At 68.2% G+C, this 18,941-nt stretch carries 17 protein-coding genes and 2 tRNA genes; 17 read left to right on the forward strand and 2 right to left on the reverse strand.

Features of this window, described 5'->3' with window-relative positions:
* Positions 1-120: 120 nt before the first annotated feature.
* The 11 genes from ccmC to ACIPR8_RS14965 all read left to right on the forward strand — a co-directional run bounded on the left by ccmC (position 121) and on the right by ACIPR8_RS14965 (position 10,486).
* Entirely contained in the window at positions 121-873 is a 753-nt protein-coding gene (gene ccmC, locus ACIPR8_RS14915; protein ID WP_192286050.1) for a heme ABC transporter permease CcmC, read from the forward strand.
* The gene (locus ACIPR8_RS14920) at positions 870-1,043 is read left to right on the forward strand and encodes a heme exporter protein CcmD (RefSeq protein WP_132863024.1); all 174 of its coding nucleotides are present in this window, start codon (positions 870-872) and stop codon (positions 1,041-1,043) included. The genes ccmC and ACIPR8_RS14920 overlap by 4 nt, the downstream gene beginning before the upstream one ends.
* Entirely contained in the window at positions 1,040-1,507 is a 468-nt protein-coding gene (gene ccmE / locus ACIPR8_RS14925) for a cytochrome c maturation protein CcmE (RefSeq protein WP_313254537.1), read from the forward strand. The genes ACIPR8_RS14920 and ccmE overlap by 4 nt, the downstream gene beginning before the upstream one ends.
* The gene (locus tag ACIPR8_RS14930; protein WP_313254539.1) at positions 1,508-3,442 is read left to right on the forward strand and encodes a heme lyase CcmF/NrfE family subunit; all 1,935 of its coding nucleotides are present in this window, start codon (positions 1,508-1,510) and stop codon (positions 3,440-3,442) included. It begins immediately after the preceding gene.
* The gene (locus ACIPR8_RS14935; protein WP_132863021.1) at positions 3,439-4,065 is read left to right on the forward strand and encodes a DsbE family thiol:disulfide interchange protein; all 627 of its coding nucleotides are present in this window, start codon (positions 3,439-3,441) and stop codon (positions 4,063-4,065) included. The genes ACIPR8_RS14930 and ACIPR8_RS14935 overlap by 4 nt, the downstream gene beginning before the upstream one ends.
* Positions 4,062-4,520 carry a cytochrome c-type biogenesis protein gene (locus ACIPR8_RS14940; protein ID WP_446541500.1) on the forward strand — a complete coding sequence of 153 codons (459 nt, stop codon included), beginning with the start codon at positions 4,062-4,064 and terminating at the stop codon, positions 4,518-4,520. The genes ACIPR8_RS14935 and ACIPR8_RS14940 overlap by 4 nt, the downstream gene beginning before the upstream one ends.
* Complete coding sequence (locus tag ACIPR8_RS14945) at positions 4,514-5,539, forward strand: tetratricopeptide repeat protein (protein ID WP_446541501.1); 1,026 nt, start codon at positions 4,514-4,516, stop codon at positions 5,537-5,539. The genes ACIPR8_RS14940 and ACIPR8_RS14945 overlap by 7 nt, the downstream gene beginning before the upstream one ends.
* A 75-nt stretch (positions 5,540-5,614) precedes the next feature.
* Positions 5,615-6,739, forward strand: a complete 1,125-nt coding sequence (metX, locus tag ACIPR8_RS14950; protein ID WP_446541502.1) for a homoserine O-acetyltransferase MetX — start codon at positions 5,615-5,617, stop codon at positions 6,737-6,739.
* Positions 6,740-6,834: 95 nt separating this feature from the next.
* The gene (locus ACIPR8_RS14955) at positions 6,835-7,668 is read left to right on the forward strand and encodes a DNA ligase (protein WP_446541503.1); all 834 of its coding nucleotides are present in this window, start codon (positions 6,835-6,837) and stop codon (positions 7,666-7,668) included.
* Between the two features lie 119 nt (positions 7,669-7,787).
* Positions 7,788-8,420 carry a DUF1294 domain-containing protein gene (locus ACIPR8_RS14960; RefSeq protein ID WP_446541504.1) on the forward strand — a complete coding sequence of 211 codons (633 nt, stop codon included), beginning with the start codon at positions 7,788-7,790 and terminating at the stop codon, positions 8,418-8,420.
* 89 nt (positions 8,421-8,509) lie between these two features.
* Complete coding sequence (locus ACIPR8_RS14965) at positions 8,510-10,486, forward strand: PEP/pyruvate-binding domain-containing protein (protein ID WP_446541505.1); 1,977 nt, start codon at positions 8,510-8,512, stop codon at positions 10,484-10,486.
* A gap of 310 nt (positions 10,487-10,796) precedes the next feature.
* Here ACIPR8_RS14965 and cydC read toward each other — a convergent pair whose 3' ends face one another.
* Both cydC and cydD read right to left on the reverse strand, forming a co-directional pair.
* The gene (cydC, locus tag ACIPR8_RS14970; protein ID WP_446541506.1) at positions 10,797-12,479 is read right to left on the reverse strand and encodes a thiol reductant ABC exporter subunit CydC; all 1,683 of its coding nucleotides are present in this window, start codon (positions 12,477-12,479) and stop codon (positions 10,797-10,799) included.
* Positions 12,476-14,179, reverse strand: a complete 1,704-nt coding sequence (gene cydD / locus ACIPR8_RS14975) for a thiol reductant ABC exporter subunit CydD (protein ID WP_225591561.1) — start codon at positions 14,177-14,179, stop codon at positions 12,476-12,478. Before cydD ends, cydC begins: the two co-directional genes overlap by 4 nt.
* A gap of 195 nt (positions 14,180-14,374) precedes the next feature.
* Between cydD and ACIPR8_RS14980 the strand changes: the two genes are divergently transcribed.
* From ACIPR8_RS14980 to ACIPR8_RS15005, 6 genes are all read left to right on the forward strand, one after another.
* Positions 14,375-15,958 (forward strand): cytochrome ubiquinol oxidase subunit I, encoded by a 1,584-nt coding sequence (locus ACIPR8_RS14980; protein ID WP_132863013.1) that lies wholly within the window; start codon positions 14,375-14,377, stop codon positions 15,956-15,958.
* A 15-nt stretch (positions 15,959-15,973) separates the two neighbouring features.
* Complete coding sequence (gene cydB, locus ACIPR8_RS14985) at positions 15,974-17,125, forward strand: cytochrome d ubiquinol oxidase subunit II (RefSeq protein WP_446541507.1); 1,152 nt, start codon at positions 15,974-15,976, stop codon at positions 17,123-17,125.
* Between the two features lie 32 nt (positions 17,126-17,157).
* On the forward strand, positions 17,158-17,268 hold the full coding sequence (gene cydX, locus ACIPR8_RS14990; RefSeq protein ID WP_132863011.1) for a cytochrome bd-I oxidase subunit CydX: 111 nt from the start codon (positions 17,158-17,160) through the stop codon (positions 17,266-17,268).
* Positions 17,269-17,328: 60 nt separating this feature from the next.
* Positions 17,329-17,405: transfer RNA gene (locus ACIPR8_RS14995), tRNA-Pro, on the forward strand.
* Between the two features lie 162 nt (positions 17,406-17,567).
* A tRNA-Pro gene (locus ACIPR8_RS15000) sits at positions 17,568-17,644 on the forward strand.
* Positions 17,645-17,726: 82 nt separating this feature from the next.
* A complete protein-coding gene (locus tag ACIPR8_RS15005; RefSeq protein ID WP_192286062.1) occupies positions 17,727-18,932 on the forward strand; it encodes a CynX/NimT family MFS transporter in 1,206 nt (401 codons plus the stop codon).
* Positions 18,933-18,941: the final 9 nt, after the last annotated feature.

Here is an 18,941-nt window from a genome sequence, read left to right on the forward strand (position 1 = left end):
CCCGAATTCGGGTATCTTGCGCTGGCATGACTTCAGCAACGGCATCGTGATCGCTACGGTGCCCAGCCGGCCGGGCGCCGCAGCGTGACCCGGCCATCGTCTTCCTCAGCGAGCGCGCGGATGTTCAAGGGTTTGATCGGTTGGTTCCACAAGCTGGGTTCCCCGGCGTACTTCGATACCTTTGCCGCCCGCTGGTCGCCGTGGTGCTACATCGCTTCGCTGCCGTTGTTCGCCTGGGGCCTGTGGCAGGCGCTGGCGGTGGTCCCGGCCGACTACCAGCAGGGCGACAGCTTCCGCATCCTCTACATCCACGTGCCGTCGGCCTGGATGAGCCTGTTCGTGTTCGGCCTGATGGCCTTCTACAGCGCCATCGCGCTGATCTGGCGCATCAAGCTGTGCGAGATCCTGGCCATGGCCTGCGCGCCCATCGGCGCCGCCTTCACCCTGATCACCCTGCTCACCGGCAGCATCTGGGGCAAGCCGATGTGGGGCACCTGGTGGGACTGGGACCCGCGCCTGACCACCGAGCTGATCCTGTTGTTCCTGTACCTGGGCGTGATGGGCCTGTATGGCGCCATCGATGACCGCCGCGCCGCCGCACGCGCCGCCGGCCTGCTGTCCATCGTCGGGGTGGTGCTGCTGCCGGTGATCCGTTACTCGGTGGTGTGGTGGAACTCGCTGCACCAGGGCCAGACCATCCGCGTGTTCGGCGAATCGAGCATGGACGGCAGCATGATCCTGCCGCTGTGGCTGATGGTGCTGGCCACCAAGTTCTGGTTCGCCGGTTCGCTGCTGTCGCGGGCACGCGCCGACAACCTGCGCCGCGAGGCCGGCAAGGCGTGGCTGCGCGAGCGCGTGGAGAAATCGGCATGACCTATTTCAAGTACGTGGCCATGGCCTACGCGGTGTTCTTCATCGTGCTGGCATGGGACTTCATCGTGCCGCGGCTGCAGATCCGCCGGCAGCTGCGCCAGGCGCGCAGCCGGGTCGCGCGCGCGCGCCAGGCCACGCAGGTACCGGTGGACGAGGAGTTGAGCCGATGACGCCCACCCAACGCCGTCGCCTGCTGCTGGTGGTGCTGGTGCTGGCCGTTGCCGGCGTCGCCGTCGCGCTGGTCACCGCCGCACTGCAGCGCAACATCGCCTACCTGTACACGCCTGCCGAAGTGCAGTCCGGCCAGGTTCCCGCCGATGCCCGCTTCCGGCTCGGCGGCATGGTCGCCAAGGGCTCGTTCAAGCGCGAACCCGGCGCGTTGCTGGCCCGCTTCGACGTCACCGACGGCGATGCGGTCCTGCCGGTCACCTACGACCGCATCCTGCCGGACCTGTTCCGCGAAGGGCAGGCGGTGGTCGCCACCGGGCGCATGGCCAACGGCGTGTTCGTCGCCGAGGACGTGCTGGCCAAGCACGACGAGACCTACATGCCCAAGGAACTGGCCGACAAGATGGGCCAGGCCCACACCAAGCACCAGGTCCCCGCTACCCCGCCTGCCACGGGAACGCCCTGAGTGCTTGCCGAGATTGGACAGGTCCTGCTGATCCTCGCCCTGCTGGCTGCATTGCTGCAGAGCGTGCTGCCACTGATCGGCGCGCAGCGCCAGGCGCCGGCCTTGATCGCCACCGCCCGCCCGGCCGCGATGCTGCAGCTGACCATGCTGCTGGGTGCGTTCGTGGTGCTGACCATCGCCTTCGTGCGCCAGGACTTCTCGCTGCGCTACGTGGCCGAGAACTCCAACTCGCTGCTGCCGATGATCTACCGCTATTCGGCGGTGTGGGGCGCGCACGAAGGCTCGCTGCTGCTGTGGGCGCTGGTGCTGGCACTGTGGACGGCGGCCGTGGCCGAGTTCTCGCGCAAGCTGCCGGCCGACGTGGTGGCACGCGTGCTGGCGGTGATGGGCATCATCAGCGTGGGCTTCATCGCCTTCCTGCTGTTCACCTCCAACCCGTTCGCGCGGTTGCTGCCGGCCCCGGCCGAAGGCCACGACCTCAACCCGTTGCTGCAGGACCCGGGCCTGATCATCCACCCGCCGATGCTCTACCTGGGCTATGTCGGCTTCGTGGTGCCGTTCGCCTTCGCCATCGCCGCCCTGCTCGACGGCCGCATCGACGTGCGCTGGCTGCGCTGGACCCGGCCGTGGACCAACGTGGCCTGGGCCTTCCTGACCATCGGCATCGCGCTGGGCAGCTGGTGGGCGTACTACGAATTGGGCTGGGGCGGCTGGTGGTTCTGGGACCCGGTCGAGAACGCCAGCTTCATGCCGTGGCTGGTCGGCGCGGCGTTGATCCATTCCCAGGCCGCCACCGAGAAGCGCGGCGTGTTCATCGGCTGGACCCTGCTGCTGGCCATCGCCGCCTTCGCGTTGTCGCTGCTGGGCACGTTCCTGGTCCGCTCCGGCGTGCTGACCAGCGTGCATTCGTTTGCCGCCGACCCGGCACGCGGCCTGTTCATCCTGGTGTTCCTGGCGCTGGTGGTCGGCGGCTCGCTGCTGTTGTACGCGCTGCGCGCGCCCACCGTCGGCGGCAACAGCCGCGATCCCAGCCGTGCCTTCGCGCTGAACTCGCGCGAGGGCCTGCTGCTGGCCAACAACCTGCTGCTCGCCTGCGCCTGCGCGATGGTGCTGCTGGGCACGCTGTACCCGCTGCTGGCCGACGCGCTGGACCTGGGCAAGGTTTCGGTCGGCCCGCCCTACTTCGGCACCCTGTTCCTGCTGCTGATGGCGCCGCTGGTGCTGCTGGTGCCGGTCGGGCCGCTGACCCGCTGGCAACGTGAGCAGGGCCTGCGCCCGCTGGCGCTGCTGGCACCGTGGGCCGGGCTGGCGCTGCTGCTGGGCGTGATCGGCTGGTACATGGCACCGCAGGGCAAGCTCAAGACCGCCGCCGGTCTCGCCGCCGCCGCCTGGGTGGGCCTGGGCACGCTGTATTACCTGTGGACGCGCCTGCGCAACAGCGGACGCCTCAATGCGGAGACGCTGGGCATGCTGGTCGCCCACCTTGGCATCGCCGTGTTCCTGGTCGGCGCGCTGCTGGTGGAAGCGCTGAACGTGCAGCACGAGGTCGCCCTGGCCCCCGGGCAATCGGTCCAGGCCGGCCGCTACCAGCTGGTGTTCGAGGGCGTGGATGCCACCGACGGCCCCAACTACCACTCCGACCGCGGTCACCTGAAGGTGCTGCGCGATGACCGCCAGGTCGCCCTGTTGCACCCGGAAAAACGCATGTATGCCAGCGGCGGCCAGGCCATGACCGAAGCCGGCATCCATCCGGCGCTGGGTGGCGATGTGTACGTCGCACTGGGAGAATCACTGGGTAATGGCGCCTGGGCCGTCCGGGTGCAGATCAAACCCTTTGTCCGCTGGATCTGGTTGGGCGCGGCGCTGATGGCGCTGGGCGGTTTCATCACCGCCGTCGACCGCCGGTTCCGCAGGCTCCCGGAGAAATCCCGATGAACACCCCCGCCCCCGAATCCAACAAGCCGCACCGCCTGCCGCCCGTCGCCATCGCGCTGGGCGCGCTGTTCTTCCTCGGCCTGCTCGGCCTGATGCTGTACGGCGTCAGCCGTTCCGGTGCACCGGACCGCGACAGCCTGCCTTCGGCGCTGATCGGCAAGCCCGCGCCGGCGTTCTCGCTGCCGGTCCTGCACGACCCCAACGTGCACGTCACCGACGAACAGCTGCGCGGCGCACCGTACATCCTCAACGTCTGGGGCAGCTGGTGCCCGACCTGCCGCGACGAGCACCCGATCCTGACCCGCTTCGCCGAGACCAAGCGCGTGCGCATGATCGGCTACAACTGGAAGGACAACCGCGACGACGCCCTGCGCTGGCTCGAACAGCTGGGCAACCCCTACATGGTCGTGCTGGCCGATGAGGAAGGCCGCACCGCGCTGGACTGGGGCATCGCCGCCGCACCGGAAACCTTCCTGGTCGACGGCAGCGGCATCGTGCGCTGGAAGTACAGCGGTGCGATCAGCCAGGACGTGCTGGACCAGCAACTGATACCGGCGCTGGAAAAGGTCGAGGCCGAAAGCGGCGGCCGCCATGTCGCGCCGGACTTCGGGGTCAGCCGATGAAGGCAGTGGCCGGCCTGCTGGTGTGGCTGTGCCTGGCCATTGCCGCCCAGGCGCAACCGGCCGGCGACCCGACGCCGCTGCAGTACCGCGACCGCGTCGAGGAAACCCGTTTCCACGCCCTCACCGCCGAACTGCGCTGCGTGCAGTGCCAGAACCAGTCGTTGGCCGACTCCAACGCGCAGATCGCCCATGACCTGCGCCGCGAGGTGCTCACCCTGATGCAACAGGGCCGCAGCGACGCGGAGATCAAGCAGTTCCTGGTCGATCGCTATGGCCCGTTCGTGCTGTACCGCCCGCAGCTGGAAGGCAGCACCCTGCTGCTGTGGTTCGGCCCGGGCCTGTTGCTGCTGGTCGGGGCGGTGGTGCTGGTGCTGTACGTGCGCCGTCGCGCGCGTGCCGTCCCTCTCGCGCCGGACGCCGGCCGTGACACCAGCCAGGATGATCGCCAATGGTGAGCACCACGTTCCTGATCGGCGCCGGGCTGCTGGCGGCCATCGCCACCGGCATCGTGCTGTGGCCGCTGTGGCGGGATGGCAAGCGGCGGATCTGGGGCACGCTGGTCGCCGCCGCCATCGTCGCCACCCTGGGCTTGCACCAATGGCTCGGCACGCCGGCCGCCCTGCAGCTGCCCGATGGCCAGAGCGCCGACGCCCCGCGCACCCTGGAGGAAGGCATCACCCAGCTGCAGGCAGCCCTGGAGAAAAACCCCGCACGCGCCGACGGCTGGCTCCTGCTGGCGCGCTCGCAACTGGAGCTGGGTCGCACCACCGAGGCCGCGGCCGCCTACGAACGCGCGGTGCAGCTGGCACCGGACGAAGCCCCCTTGCTGGTCGAGGCCGCGCAAGCGCGGGCACGGGCCAACCCACAGTCCCTGTTCGACGACACCGCCGTGCAATGGCTGCAGCATGCGCGGCAAGTCGCACCGGACAACGAACGCGCGATCTGGCTGACCGGCATCGTGCAGCGCCAGCGCGGCCAGGACGAAGCCGCCGCGGCCACCTGGGAGAGCCTGCTCAGCCGCCTGGAGCCGGCCGCCGCCGCCGCGCTGCAGGAGCAGATCGACATCGCCCGCGGCAAGACACCGACCCCTGCGCAGGCACCGGCCACCCCGACCGCCAGCACCTCACCGTCACCGGGCCTCAGCGTCACCGTCACCCTTGCCCCGGCACTGGCCGCACGCGCCGCGGCAGGCCAGGACACGGTATTCGTCATCGCGCGCGTGCCCGGTGGCCCACCGATGCCGGTCGCCGTGCAGCGCCATCCGGTCCAGGCCAACCCGTTGACCGTCACCCTCAGTGACGCGGATAGCCCCATGCCTACCCAGAAGCTGTCCGAACTCACGCGGGTGGAGGTTTTCGCGCGCCTGTCGGCCAGCGGCACCGCCATGCGCCAGGATGGCGACGTGGAATCGGCGCCGATCACGCTCGATCTGCCCACCGACAAGGTCGTGCAGATCACGCTCGGCCAACCCTGAGCGCAACATATTCAAATAGCCGCCGGTTATCTGGATGGGCATCGCCCATTTCCCCTGCCCCGTTAAAATTGGCCGATGACTGAATTCATCCCCGAAGGCAGCCGCTTTCACGCCCTCGCCTCGCCTTTCCCGATGAAGCGCGGCGGCGTGTTGCATGGTGCCCGCGTCGCTTACGAAACCTGGGGCACGCTCGATGCCCAGGCCAGCAATGCCATCCTGATCGTCACCGGGCTGTCACCCGATGCCCATGCCGCCAGCCATGCCGGCAACCCGGCGCCGGGCTGGTGGGAACCCATGCTTGGCCCCGGCAAGCCGATCGATACCAACCGCTGGTTCGTGGTCTGCGTCAATTCGCTGGGCAGCTGCAAGGGCTCCACCGGCCCCGCATCGCCGGACCCGGCGACCGGACAGCCGTACCGGCTGAGCTTCCCGGAGCTGTCCATCGAGGATGTGGCCAATGCCGCCGCCGACGTGGTCAGGGCCCTGGGCATCACGCAGCTGGCCTGCCTGATCGGCAACTCCATGGGCGGCATGACCGCGCTGGCGCTGCTATACCAGCACCCGGGCATCGCCCGCAGCCACATCAACATTTCCGGCAGCGCGCAGGCCCTGCCGTTCTCCATCGCCATTCGCTCGCTGCAGCGTGAGGCCATCCGCCTGGACCCGGCCTGGAACAACGGCGACTACGACGAGGAGCACTACCCCGAGTCGGGCATGCGCATGGCCCGCAAGCTGGGCGTGATCACCTACCGCTCGGCCTTGGAATGGGATGGCCGCTTTGGTCGCGTGCGACTGGATTCGGAGCTGGCCGACGAGGACCCGTTCGGCATGGAATTCCAGGTCGAAAGCTACCTGGAAGGCCATGCGCGCCGCTTCGTACGCCGCTTCGACCCCAACTGCTACCTCTACCTGGGCCGCTCGATGGATTGGTTCGACCTGGCCGAGTACGCCGGCGGCGACGTGCTGGCCGGGCTGGCGAAGATCCACGTCGAGCGGGCGCTGGCCATCGGTGCCAACACCGACATTCTGTTCCCGGTCGAACAGCAGCAGCAGGTTGCCGACGGACTGCGTGCCGGCGGCGCCGACGCCCGCTTCATCGGCATGGACTCGCCCCAGGGCCACGATGCCTTCCTGGTCGACTACGACCGCTTCGGCCCTGCGGTACGCGACTTCCTGCAGTCCCTGCCGACAACCGCCTGATCCCCGGGCCTACGCCACGCCCCGGGCGCGGCCGATGGCCTGATCGCACTGCCCCGAACACGCTGGCGACTCTTCCCCGAACGAGAGTCGCCACCATGGTGTCGCGCCTGTTGCTGTGCCTCCTGCTGTTGACCTGCGGCCCCCTGCATGCCGCCTCATCCCCCTTGATGTCCGCCAGCACCTGGCAGGACGGTCCCGACGTCACCCGCTTCTGGGTCAGCGAGAAACTCGACGGTGTCCGCGCCCGCTGGGATGGCCGGCAACTCCGCACCCGCACCGGCAGCGTGATACCCGCGCCCGTCTGGTTCACCCGCGGTTGGCCGGCGCAGGTGATGGACGGCGAACTCTGGATCGCGCGCGAACGCTTCGATGCCACCAGCGCCATCGTCCGCAGCAATCCCGCCCGCGACGACGCATGGCGACAACTGCGTTTCATGGCTTTCGACCTTCCGGTGCAGCCAGGCACGTTCAGCCAGCGCCTGGCTGCATTGCAGGATGTTGTCGAACAAAGCGGCAACCCGCACCTGGCCCTGGTCGAGCAACGTCGCCTGGCCGACACGGACAGCCTGCACCGTCACCTGCGCAGCGTGGCGGCAGGCGGTGGCGAGGGATTGATGCTCCACCATGAGGACAATCCCTACCGCGATGGTCGCAGCAATGGGCTGTTCAAGCTCAAGTTGTTCGAGGATGCCGAAGCACGCGTGATCGGCTACGTTCCCGGCAAGGGCAAGTACACCGGCATGGTTGGCGCACTGTTGATGGAGATGCCGCAGGGGCTGCACTTCCGCCTGGGCAGCGGATTGAGTGACGCGTTGCGCCGCACGCCGCCACCGGTCGGCAGCCAGGTCACTTACCGCTACAACGGGCTGACACCCAACGGCCTGCCGCGCTTCCCCCGCTTCCTGCGGGTACGGCATGCCAACCAGTGACACCCCGGCCTGGAACAGGCGATGCCGGTTCCAGGCTGGACGCGCCCCTGCCCCACCGGTCACTATCGCCGGCCGCGTGATTGGGCTCCAATACACCCCTCCGAACCACCACGCCGACGATGCGCTACCAGGGACGACTGCAGGACTGGAACGACGACAAGGGCTTCGGCTTCGTCACCCCCAACGGTGGCGGCGAACGCGCCTTCGTCCACATCAAGGCGTTCGACCAACGCGGGCAGCGCCCCTCCAACGGCGCGCTGATCAGCTACGCGGTGCGCAAGGATGAACGCAACCGCCTCAATGCCACCGCCGTGCGCCTGGCCGACACGGCGGGCGCCCGCGGCCGCAATACGCCCGCATCCAGGGGAAGATCCACCACGCCCGGCCGCCACGCACGCCACCTGCCACGTATCGCGCTGGGTCTTTCGGCCCTGCTGTCGCTCGCAGCGTGCGGGTGGCTGGAATGGATACCGGCATGGTCCGCGCTGGTCATCGTCAGCCTCAGCCTGGTCGCCCTGCTGCTGTACGCGCTGGACAAGGCCGCCGCGCAGCAGGGTAACCGTCGCACCCCTGAGAACACCCTGCACCTGGTGTCGCTGCTGGGTGGCTGGCCCGGTGCGCTGATGGCGCAGGGGTTGTTCCACCACAAGCACCGCAAGCGGTCCTTCCAGGTCGCGTTCTGGCTGACCGTGCTCATCCATTGCGCGGTGCTCTACCTGCTGGCGTCCGGCCGCTTCACGCGCGTCCACTGAGCCGGCTCCTCGGCGCCATGCCATCGGAACGGGACCTCTTCACGGTGCCGTCGTATCATGGCCGCCGTTTGCCGCGTTCCACCGGACTCATGGACAGAGCCTTCCGCCCCCTTCTTCCCCGCCTGCGTGCCGGTCTGTTTGGCCTGGCCACGCTCACCGTGCTGTGCATTGCACCGGCGTCCGCGCAGACGGCACGCAAGCCGTCGTCCTACGAACATGCCCCGCAGGCTCCCAGCGCCGCCTCACGGCAGGCACCGGACTTCCTGTCACGCATTGATGGCCGCGAGGACTTCATGCGCCTGGCCCGTGTCTACAACGTCGGCACGCCACTCGAGATCCCGCACCTGATCTTCGCGATTGATCGGCAGCAGGGCGATCGCATGTACTACATCAACACGCCGCGTTTCCCGCTGCACGAGACCTTCGTACGCCGCGAGAAGCTCATGCCCCAGCTGGACAAGGCAACGCTGGCGGCGCAGTACCGCGATCCACAGCGGCGGTTCCTGTTCGGCACCCTCAGCTGGCAACGCGCCCTGCCCGGCTACGTACATGAATTCTGGGAAGGCGACCAGCTCACGCCGGAACTGCTGCGGCTGGCCGACGCCCGTGTCCGTGCCACGTTCCAGGACGCGATCCGGTTCAAGAGCAACTCCACCCAGCAGGAACAGGCCGCCCGTGCCGCAGGCGTCGCGTTCATCACCCAGGAAGCGCTGCTGCGTGAGCAGGTCTTCCTGCCGTTGAACACCGGTCGCGCGCAGGGCCGCCTGCGCATCGTGCGTTCGGTGGAGCAGGCCGGCGAGCTGTCGCCGCAGGACATCGTGGTACTGGATGAGGTCCCCATCTCGCTGCCACCGGTAGCCGGGCTGATCACCCAACGTCCTTCCACCCTGCTCTCGCACGTCAACCTGCTGGCCAAGGGGTGGCGGATTCCCAATGCGTATGTCCGCGACGCACAGGCCGAGCTGCGCCGCCATGACGGCCAATGGGTGGAGCTTGAGGTCAGCAACACCAACTACAGCGTGCGCCCGGCCACGCGTCCGGCACGCGTACCCGCCAGCACCGCGCAGCGTCCAACCGCCAGCCTGCCGCGACCGGACCTGTCGGTCAGTGCGCTCAAGCCATTGGCCGAACTGCGCCGGGGCGACAGCCGCCATTGCGGCGTGAAGGCCGCCAATCTCGGCACGCTCCGCGCCGCGCTGCCGCCCGATGCGCGTGTGCCGGACGGCTTCTGCATTCCGTTCTCGCGCTACCAGGCCTTCATGCAGCGCCTGCGCATTCCCGAACGACTGGCCGCGTTGGAGCAAAGCCCGGGCTTCGCCAGCGACGCCTCACGCCGTCGCCAGGCGTTGACCGAGCTGCGCCAGGCCATCGCCAATGCGCCTGCGGACCCTGCGCTGGTCCAGCTCGTGCAGAGCCAATGGCAAGGCCAGTTGCGGAGCGCCGGCGTGTTCGTGCGCAGCTCGTCCAACTCCGAGGACCTGCCCGGCTTCAGCGGTGCCGGCCTGTACACGACCGTTCCCAACGTCGTGCGCGCCGATGCGTTGGTCAAAGCGGTGCAGACGGTGTGGGCGTCGGTCTACAACTTCGAAGCCTACGAAGCCCGGCGCGTGGCAGGGCTGGGGCAGGATGCGGTGGTCATGGCGGTACTGGTGCAGCAGGCCGTGCCTTCGGACAGCTCGGGCGTGATGATCACCCGCGATCCGTTCGATGCTGGCCGTCGCAACATCACCTACATCTCGGCCAAGCGCGGGCTGGGCATCCGCGTGGTGGAAGGCAAGCGCCAGGCCGAACAGGTGATGTATTCCAGCCGCTCGCGGGCGGCGCAGGTGCTCAGCCGTTCGGCCGAAGACACCCAGCTGGTCGCCGATCGCAACGGCGGCGTACGCGAGGTCGCCCTGCCCGCTTCGCGCCAGGTACTGAACGACGCATTGGTCGCGCGGCTTGCCGCCGTTGGCCGCAGAACCCGGCAAGCCCTGGGCGGCGCCGAGCAGGACATCGAGTGGGCGGTGGTCGGCAACGACATCCTGATCCTGCAGTCGCGCCCTTACGTGGACGGTAACCGGTAACCCAGCAGGCGTCGCCCTTCCAAGGACCTGCCGCACCGCCAGCTTCGCGGCTGAAGCCGCTCCTACCCGCAATCCGGACGACTGCAGCAACCGCCCCCTTCCGTTGGCGCAGCCATGGGGAGGGTTGGGGAGGGGCGGCCCTTTCGACGATCTGCCGCAGCGCCAGCTTCGCGGTTGAAGCCGCTCCTACCCGTAATCCGGACGACTGCAGCAACCGCCCCCTCCCTTTGGCGCAGCCAAGGGGAGGGTTGGGGAGGGGTCGCCCTTCCAACGATCTGCCACAGCGCCAGCTTCGCCGCTGAAGCCGTTCCTACGGCGCGGCGGGGTCCAACTGCAGCAGCTGCCCCTGCTGCAGGCGGTACTCCCGGTGCACGACGCCTGGCGGCAGGCGGTCGTGCGTGATCATCAGCAGGCTGCGCGAACCCAGGGCCGCGGCCAGGTCCGTCAACAGCGCGTGCGCGGTGTCCACGTCCAGGCCTTCGGTGGGTTCATCGAGCACCATCAGCGGCGCATCGCGCAACAACGCGCGGGCCAGCGCCAGGCGTCGCGCCTGCCCGGCCGACATCGTCGCGCCGTTCTCGCCGACCCATGCCAGCAACCCGCCCTGCTGGCGCGCCCATTCGCCCAGGCGGACCTGTTCCAGCACCTGCCACAGTGCATCGTCGCTGGCATCCGGACGGCCAAGGCGCAGGTTCTCGGCAATGCTGCCGGCGAACACCGGCGCGCCCTGCGGCAACCACGCGATCTGGCGATGCCAATCGTCCTGTGCGAACCGGCGCAGGTCCACGCCGCCGTAGCGCACACTGCCCTGCCCCGGGTCCCACAGCCGCAGCAGCAGCGCCGACAACGTGGTCTTGCCGCTGCCGCTGTCGCCCCGAATCGCCACGCGGTCTCCCGCTGCAAGGTGCAGGTCCACGCCGTCCAGCAGGCGCCGGCGCTCGCCAGGCCAAGTGAACACCACCTGCTCGAACACGACCGATGCATCACCGGCCGGCACCGACGCCGGCGTCGCGGCCTCGGGCACCGACGGTGGCTGCTCGATGATCTGCTGCAGGCGTCCTCCGGCCACGCGTGCGGACTGCCACGCCTGCCAGGCGATGCCGCTGCCTGCAGCCACCTCCAGCAACGCCACCGTCATGAACACCAACGCCGCCGCATAGGGTGCTTCTATCCGCCCGGCCTCGAAGGCGGACAGCGCCAACCACAACATCGCCAGCAGGCCCAGCCCCGACAAGACGGCATGCAGGACGTTGCCGCCGATCAGGCGGCGACGGCGCCGCCGGTCACGACCGGCCACTTCGCGTGCGGCCGCATCGACACGTGCGATCCAGGCATCGCGCGCGTGCAGCGCGGTGAGGTCGGCAACACCTTCCAACCCTTCATAGGCGAGCGTGCGCAGGGTCGCACGGCTCTGCGCACGTTGCGCCTCGCCGGCATCCCCGCGTCGCACCGCCAGCAGCGGCACGCCCACGCCCACCAGCACCGCCAGCACCAGCAACAACAATGCCGCCGGCCAGTAGATCAACGCGGCGGCGATGATCGCGGCCACGCACATGCCGGCCAGCGCCAGCAGCGGCCCCAGCGCGCGCACCACCCAACCGTCCATCTCGCCGATATCGGACATCAGCCGCGCCAGCAGTTCGCCGGTACGGCTGCTGCCCAAGCGTGCCGGCGCCAGCGGCAAGGCGCGCCGGAAGAACCACACGCGCAGGTCCCGGGCAATGCGCAGGGTGGCCTCGTGCCCGACCAGCTTCTCGAAGTAGCGCGACACGATCCGCGCCATCGTCAGCCCGCGGATCCCCGCCGATGGCGAGAAGAAGTTGAAGGTCGCGCCCATGCCCAGCGCACCGGCCAGCGCCGCCCCGGTCAGGAAGCCGCCGGACAGCCCCAACAGGCTCACCCCGGCCAGCATCGTGGTGAACAGCAGCACGATCGACAGCAACAACCACCCGCGCTGTCGGCCGAACACGCTTCGCATGTCATCGCCGCTCATGCGCGCACCTCCGGCTGCTGCAGGTCGATGATCGCGTCGGCCCAGCGCATCGCCGCCTCGCTGTGGGTCGCCATCAACACCGTGCGCCCCCGCGTATGTGCGGCCAGGGCCTGCAGCAGGTCGGCCTCGGTCTGCGGATCAAGGAACGCGGTGGGCTCGTCGAGCAGGAGCAGGTCCGGCTCTCGCAACAGCAGCCGGGCCAGGCCGATGCGACGCGCCTCGCCGCCGGACAGGCCAAAGCCGCGCTCGCCGATCACCGTGTCCAGGCCCTGCGGCAGGTCCCGGGCAAACCGCATCACCTGCGCCACCTCCGCCACGGCCTGCAGCCGCGCGTCACTGACCGACGGGTCGGCCAGCCGCAGGTTGTCGGCGATCGAACCGTGGAACAGGTACGGGCGCTGCCCGGCATAACCGACCCTGACCCCCTCGCGCAGCACGATCCGGCCCTGGCGGGGCGGCAACCATCCCGCCAGCGCTTCCAGCACGGTGCTTTTGCCGCTGCCGCTGGGCCCGACCAGCGCCACGCGCTGGCCATCGGTGAGGGAGAGAGAGAAACCACGCAGCACATCCTGCGCACTGCCCTGCGGGCGCAATGTCGCGCCCTGCACCCGCAACAAGGGCGCATGCCGCTGGGCCGGTTCCTGCCCGGTGGACGCGGTGTCGGCCGGCCCCGGGGCAAGGCGGGTGTCCTCGGCCAGCAGCCGCTCCACTTCCGCCGCCGCCGCCAGCGCGTTGGCCCGGTCGTGGTAATGCGCGGCCAGCCGCCGCAACGGTGCGTAGAACTCCGGCGCCAGCAGCAGGCAGAACATGCCGGTACCCAGGGTCGGCACGCTGGCATGCAGCGACATCATCCCCAGGTAGCTCAGGCCCAGGTACAGGGCCACCATCGCCACGCTGACCGAGGCGAAGAACTCCAGCACGGTGGAGGACAGGAAGGCGATCCGCAGTACCTTCATGGTCCGCACGCGCACCCCGTCGGCGGCCTGCGCGATGCCCTGCAACTCGGCATCCCCGCGCCCGTACAGGCGCAGCAGGCCCAGCCCCTTGATGCGATCGGCGAAATGCCCGCTCATGCGCGCCAGCTCGCCGAGCTGGGCCCGGCCGGCGGCCTCGGCACCCCAGCCCACCAGCATCATGAAGAACGGCACCAGCGGTGCGGTGAACAGGAAGATCACCGCCACCACCCAGTCCACCCAGGCCACTGCGACGGCGATCAGCAGCGGCACCACCACCACTTCCACCCGTACCGGCTGGAAACCGGCGTAGTAGCCCTCGATGGCGTCACCGTGGGCCAGCAGCAGCTCGCCCAGCTCGCCGCTGCGCTGGCGTCGCTGCCACAGCGGGCCGCGTGCCATCAGCCGCCGGTAGACCTGCTCGCGCAGCGCCAGCCGCGCACTGTCGGCCACGTCTCCGGCGGCGGACTGGGTCAGGCCGCCCAGCAGGCTGCGCGCCACCAGCACCGCGGCCAGCAGGCCGAAAACGTGAACTGCCTGCACGATGGGCAAGCGCTCCACTACTATGCTCTGGATCAACCAGGCAATGGCCCCGGCCTGCACGATCAGCAACGCACCCGAAGCACACACGGACAGGGCCGCCAGCCGCTGCCGTGGGCGGGCCCCGGCGGCGAGGGAGGCCAGCCATTGCTGATGCTGGCGACGCTGCTGGCGCAACGCTTCGCCCGGATGTGGAACTTCGCTCAAGATTGGCAACTCTGGTGAAGGAAATCTGCCTGATTGTAAGCAAGCAGCACCCCGTCCGCCGGCAACCGCACCTTCGCGGTTGCGCACGACCGTCACATTGATCCAGATCAAGGCACGGCAATGCATGAACCCGGAGCATTCTGTCCATAGAACCCCCTCCAGCCCCATGACGCCCACCCACGAGGTAGATAGGCCATGATTGATCCAACAGTCGTAGAACTGTCGCGGTTGCAGTTCGCGCTGACCGCGATGTACCACTTCCTTTTCGTCCCGCTCACCCTGGGCCTGTCCTTCATGATCGCGATCATGGAGAGCGTCTATGTCATGACCGGCAAGGACGTCTGGCGCCGCATGACCCTGTTCTGGGGCGTGCTGTTCGGTATCAACTTCGCCATGGGCGTGGGTACCGGCATCGTCATGGAGTTCCAGTTCGGCATGAACTGGTCCTACTACAGCCATTACGTCGGCGACATCTTCGGCGCGCCGCTGGCCATCGAAGGCCTGATGGCGTTCTTCCTGGAAGCCACCTTCATCGGCCTGTTCTTCTTCGGCTGGGGCCGGCTGTCCAAGGTGCAGCACCTGACCGTGACCTGGCTGATGGCGCTGGGTACCAACCTGTCGGCACTGTGGATCCTGATCGCCAACGGCTGGATGCAGCACCCGGTAGGTGCCGTGTTCAACCCGGAAACGATGCGCATGGAAGTCGTGGACTTCATGGCCGTGCTTTTCAACCCGGTGGCACAGGCCAAGTTCGTGCACACCGTGTCGGCCGGCTACGTGACCGGCGCGGTGTTCGTGATGTCGATCAGCGCCTTCTTCCTGCTGCGCAACAAGCACCATGACGTCGCCCGCCGCTCGTTCGCGGTGGCGGCGGCCTTCGGCCTGCTGTCCTCGCTGTCGGTGGTGGTGCTGGGTGACGAAAGCGGCTACGCCGCCAACGAGCACCAGAAGATGAAGCTGGCCGCGATCGAAGCCATGTGGGAGACCGAGCGTGCCCCGGCCGACTTCACCGCCTTCGGCATCCCGAACCAGCAGACCCACCAGAACGACTACGCGGTCAAGATCCCGTACCTGATGGGCCTGATCGCCACCCGTTCGCTGGACAAGCCGATCCCGGGCATCCTGGAACTGGTCGAGCGCGCCGAGCACCGCATCCGCGGCGGCCAGCTGGCCTACGGTGCACTGGAACGCATCCGCGCCAACAAGAACGACGTCGAAGCCCGTGAGATGTTCGACCGCCATTGGCAGGACCTGGGCCACGGCCTGCTGCTCAAGCGTTACCGCGAGGACATCCTCAACGCCACGCCGCAGGAGATCTCGCAGGCCGCGATGGACACGGTGCCGACGGTGGCCCCGCTGTTCTGGACCTTCCGCATCATGGCCGGCCTGGGTTTCTACCTGATCGCCTTCTTCGCGGTGGCCTTCTACTACTCCTGCCGCCACAACTTCCAGGACAAGCGCACCTTCCTGAAGATCGCGCTGTGGACGCTGCCGGCCCCGTGGATCGCCATCGAATGCGGTTGGTTCATCGCCGAGTACGGCCGCCAGCCGTGGGCAGTGGATGGCGTGCTGCCGACCTTCTACGCCGCCTCGGGCCTGGCCCTGCACCAGATCGTCATGACCCTGGCCGGCTTCACCGCGCTGTACACGGTGCTGATGATCATCGAGATCAAGCTGATGCTGAAGGCCATCCGCAAGGGCCCGGACGACATCCTGCCCTCGCTGCAGCCCTCGGCTGCTTCCAACAACGCCGCCTCGCCGGCCACGCGCCAGGCATAAGGCAGGAGAACACTCATGGATTTCATTCTTCTGGACTACACGACGCTACGCGTGATCTGGTGGCTGCTGCTGGGCGTGCTGCTGATCGGCTTCGCGGTGATGGATGGTTTTGACCTGGGCGTCGGCGCGCTGCTGCCGTTCGTGGCCAGGACCGACGAGGAACGCCGCCTGGTGATCAACACCATCGGCCCGGTATGGGAAGGCAACCAGGTGTGGCTGGTGCTCGGTGGCGGCGCGATCTTCGCCGCCTGGCCGCCGCTGTACGCGGTGAGCTTCTCCGGCTTCTACCTGGCGATGTTCGTCATCCTGTTCGCCCTGATCCTGCGCCCGGTCGGCTTCAAGTACCGCGGCAAGATGCCCAGCCAGCGCTGGCGCAACAACTGGGACTGGGCACTGTTCATCGGTGGCTTCGTCCCGGCGCTGATCATGGGCGTGGCCGTGGGCAACGTGCTGCTGGGCGTCCCCTACCACTTCGATGACAGCCAGCGCGTCTGGTACACGGGCACGTTCTTCGGCCTGCTGACCCCGTTCGCCCTGCTGGCCGGCCTGCTCAGCGTCGCCATGCTGGTCTCGCACGGTGCCGCCATGCTGGTGCTCAAGACCGACGGCCCGGTGGCCGATCGTTCGGCCCGCTTCGGCAGCATCGCCGCCATCGTCAGCTTCGTGCTGTTCGCCGCCGGCGGTGCCTGGGTCGCACTGGGCCTGCCGGGCTATGCAATCACCTCGCAGGTGATCAGCGATGGGGCCAGCAACCCGCTGTTGAAGACCGCCGAACTGACCGCCGCCGGTGGCTGGATGCACAACTACAGCGCCATGCCGGCCACGATCCTGGCACCGGTGGTGGGCCTGATCGGCGCACTGGCCAGTGCGGTGCTGCTGCGCAAGCGCCGTGGCGGCCTGGCCTTCATCGCCTCGGGCCTGTCGATCGCCGGCATCATCTTCACCGTCGGCTTTGCCATCTTCCCGTTCCTGCTGCCCTCCTCCAGCCAGCCGGGCTCCAGCCTGACGCTGTGGGACGCATCGTCCAGCCATCTGACGCTGTGGATCATGCTGCTGGCCACGGTGGTCTTCCTGCCGATCATCATCGGCTACACCACCTGGGTGTACCGCGTGCTGAAGGGCAAGACCACGCTGACGGAAATGGGTGAAAACCCGAACGCCTACTGATCCACATCCACGCTTTAGGAAGGAGACATCACATGTGGTATTTCGCCTGGATTCTGGGTGCTGGCCTTGCTTCGACCGTTGCGATCCTCAACGGCATGTGGTTCGAAGCACGCGAAGCGCGCAAGAGTGAAACAAAACGTTAAAAAAGTGCGCTGAGGTATTGTCAGGAGCCCGGACTGAGCGTATCTTTCCGGGCTCCTTCACGGGGTGTAGCTCAGTCTGGTAGAGCGCTACGTTCGGGACGTAGAGGTCGCAGGTTCGAATCCTGTCTCCCCGACCAGAAGGTCGCATCGAAGCCTGGAAAACGGCGACGTTTTCCAGGCTTTTTTGTGGATGTACAAGCCGCCTTCGGGCGCACTGGAAGCAACCCTCCCGCGCGGTTGGCTTCCGGGGAAAACCACTTGCAAGACTGCGGGAACGCCGTTATCATAGGCGGCTCCTTCGGGGTGTAGCTCAGTCTGGTAGAGCGCTACGTTCGGGACGTAGAGGTCGCAGGTTCGAATCCTGTCTCCCCGACCAATTCAACAAAAGCCGGCCTCTGGCCGGCTTTTGTTTTAGGCGGGTTCCACACGGTGCCGGACCCGCCATGCCGGAGTTCGACATGTCTTCGCCCACCACCTCCCCCACCCCGGCCCCGCTGCTGCATGGCCGTCTGCTGGCGTTCGTCGCCATCGTGCTGGTCTCGGCCAACCTGCGCAGCGCGGTGACCTCGCTGACGCCCTTGCTGGACCGGCTGGGCCACGTCTTCGACTTCGGCAGCACCATGACCGGCGTGCTCGGCATGATGCCGACGGCCGCCTTCGCCGCCTTCGGCCTGGCGACGCCCCGCATCACCCGCGCCATCGGCCTGGAACGCACCGCCGTGCTGACCATGGTGCTGGCCACGCTGGGCCTGCTGCTGCGCGCCGCCTCCGGCAATGTCGGCATGCTGATGCTGGGCTCGGCGATCGCGCTGGCCGGCATGGGCATGGGCAACGTGGTGGTCCCGCCGCTGGTCAAGCGCTACTTCGCCGACCGCGTTGGCACGTTGAGCACGATCTACATCACCGTGCTGCAGGCCGGCACCATGATCCCCGCGCTGCTGGCGGTGCCGATGGCCGATGCCTTCGATTGGCGCATCTCGCTGGGCATGTGGTCGCTGCTGTCGCTGGCCGCCCTGCTGCCATGGATCCTGCTCGCCCGGCAGGCGCCCCGCGAAGCCGCCTCGGCAGCCACCGGCCACGCGCCGGGGCGTGTCTGGAAGACATCGCTGGGCTGGGGCATGGCACTGATGTTCGGCATGACCTCGCTGGGTACCTATTCCCTGTTCACCTGGCTGCCGAAGGTGATGGTGGAAGCCGGCGCCAGCGAAGCCTTCGGTGGCGTGATGGTGGCGGTGTACTCGGCGATCGGCCTGGCCCCTTCGCTGCTGGTGCCCGCGCTGGCGGTGCGCCTGCGCAACCCGTTCCCGATCGCGGTGATGGTGTTCGTGCTGAACATGATCGCCTTCGCCGGCCTGCTCTGGGCCCCGATGAAGGCCCCCTGGCTGTGGGCAATCATCGCCGGCCTGGGCCCTTCCACGTTCCCGCTGGGCCTGACCCTGATCAACCTGCGCACCCGCACCCAGGCCGGCTCGGCCGCCCTGTCCGGCTTCATGCAGGGGGTGGGCTACAGCCTGGCCAGCCTTGGCCCGCTGCTGTTCGGCTGGCTGCACGGCGTCAGCGGTGGCTGGACCTGGTCGTTCGCCTTCCTCGCGCTGTGCTCGGTGGTGCTGACCACCGCCGCCTGGTTCGCCTGCAAGCCGCAGCAGCTGGAGGACCGCTGGTAAGGCGGCGCT

The organism is Stenotrophomonas sp. LARHCG68 (genome assembly GCF_052871705.1).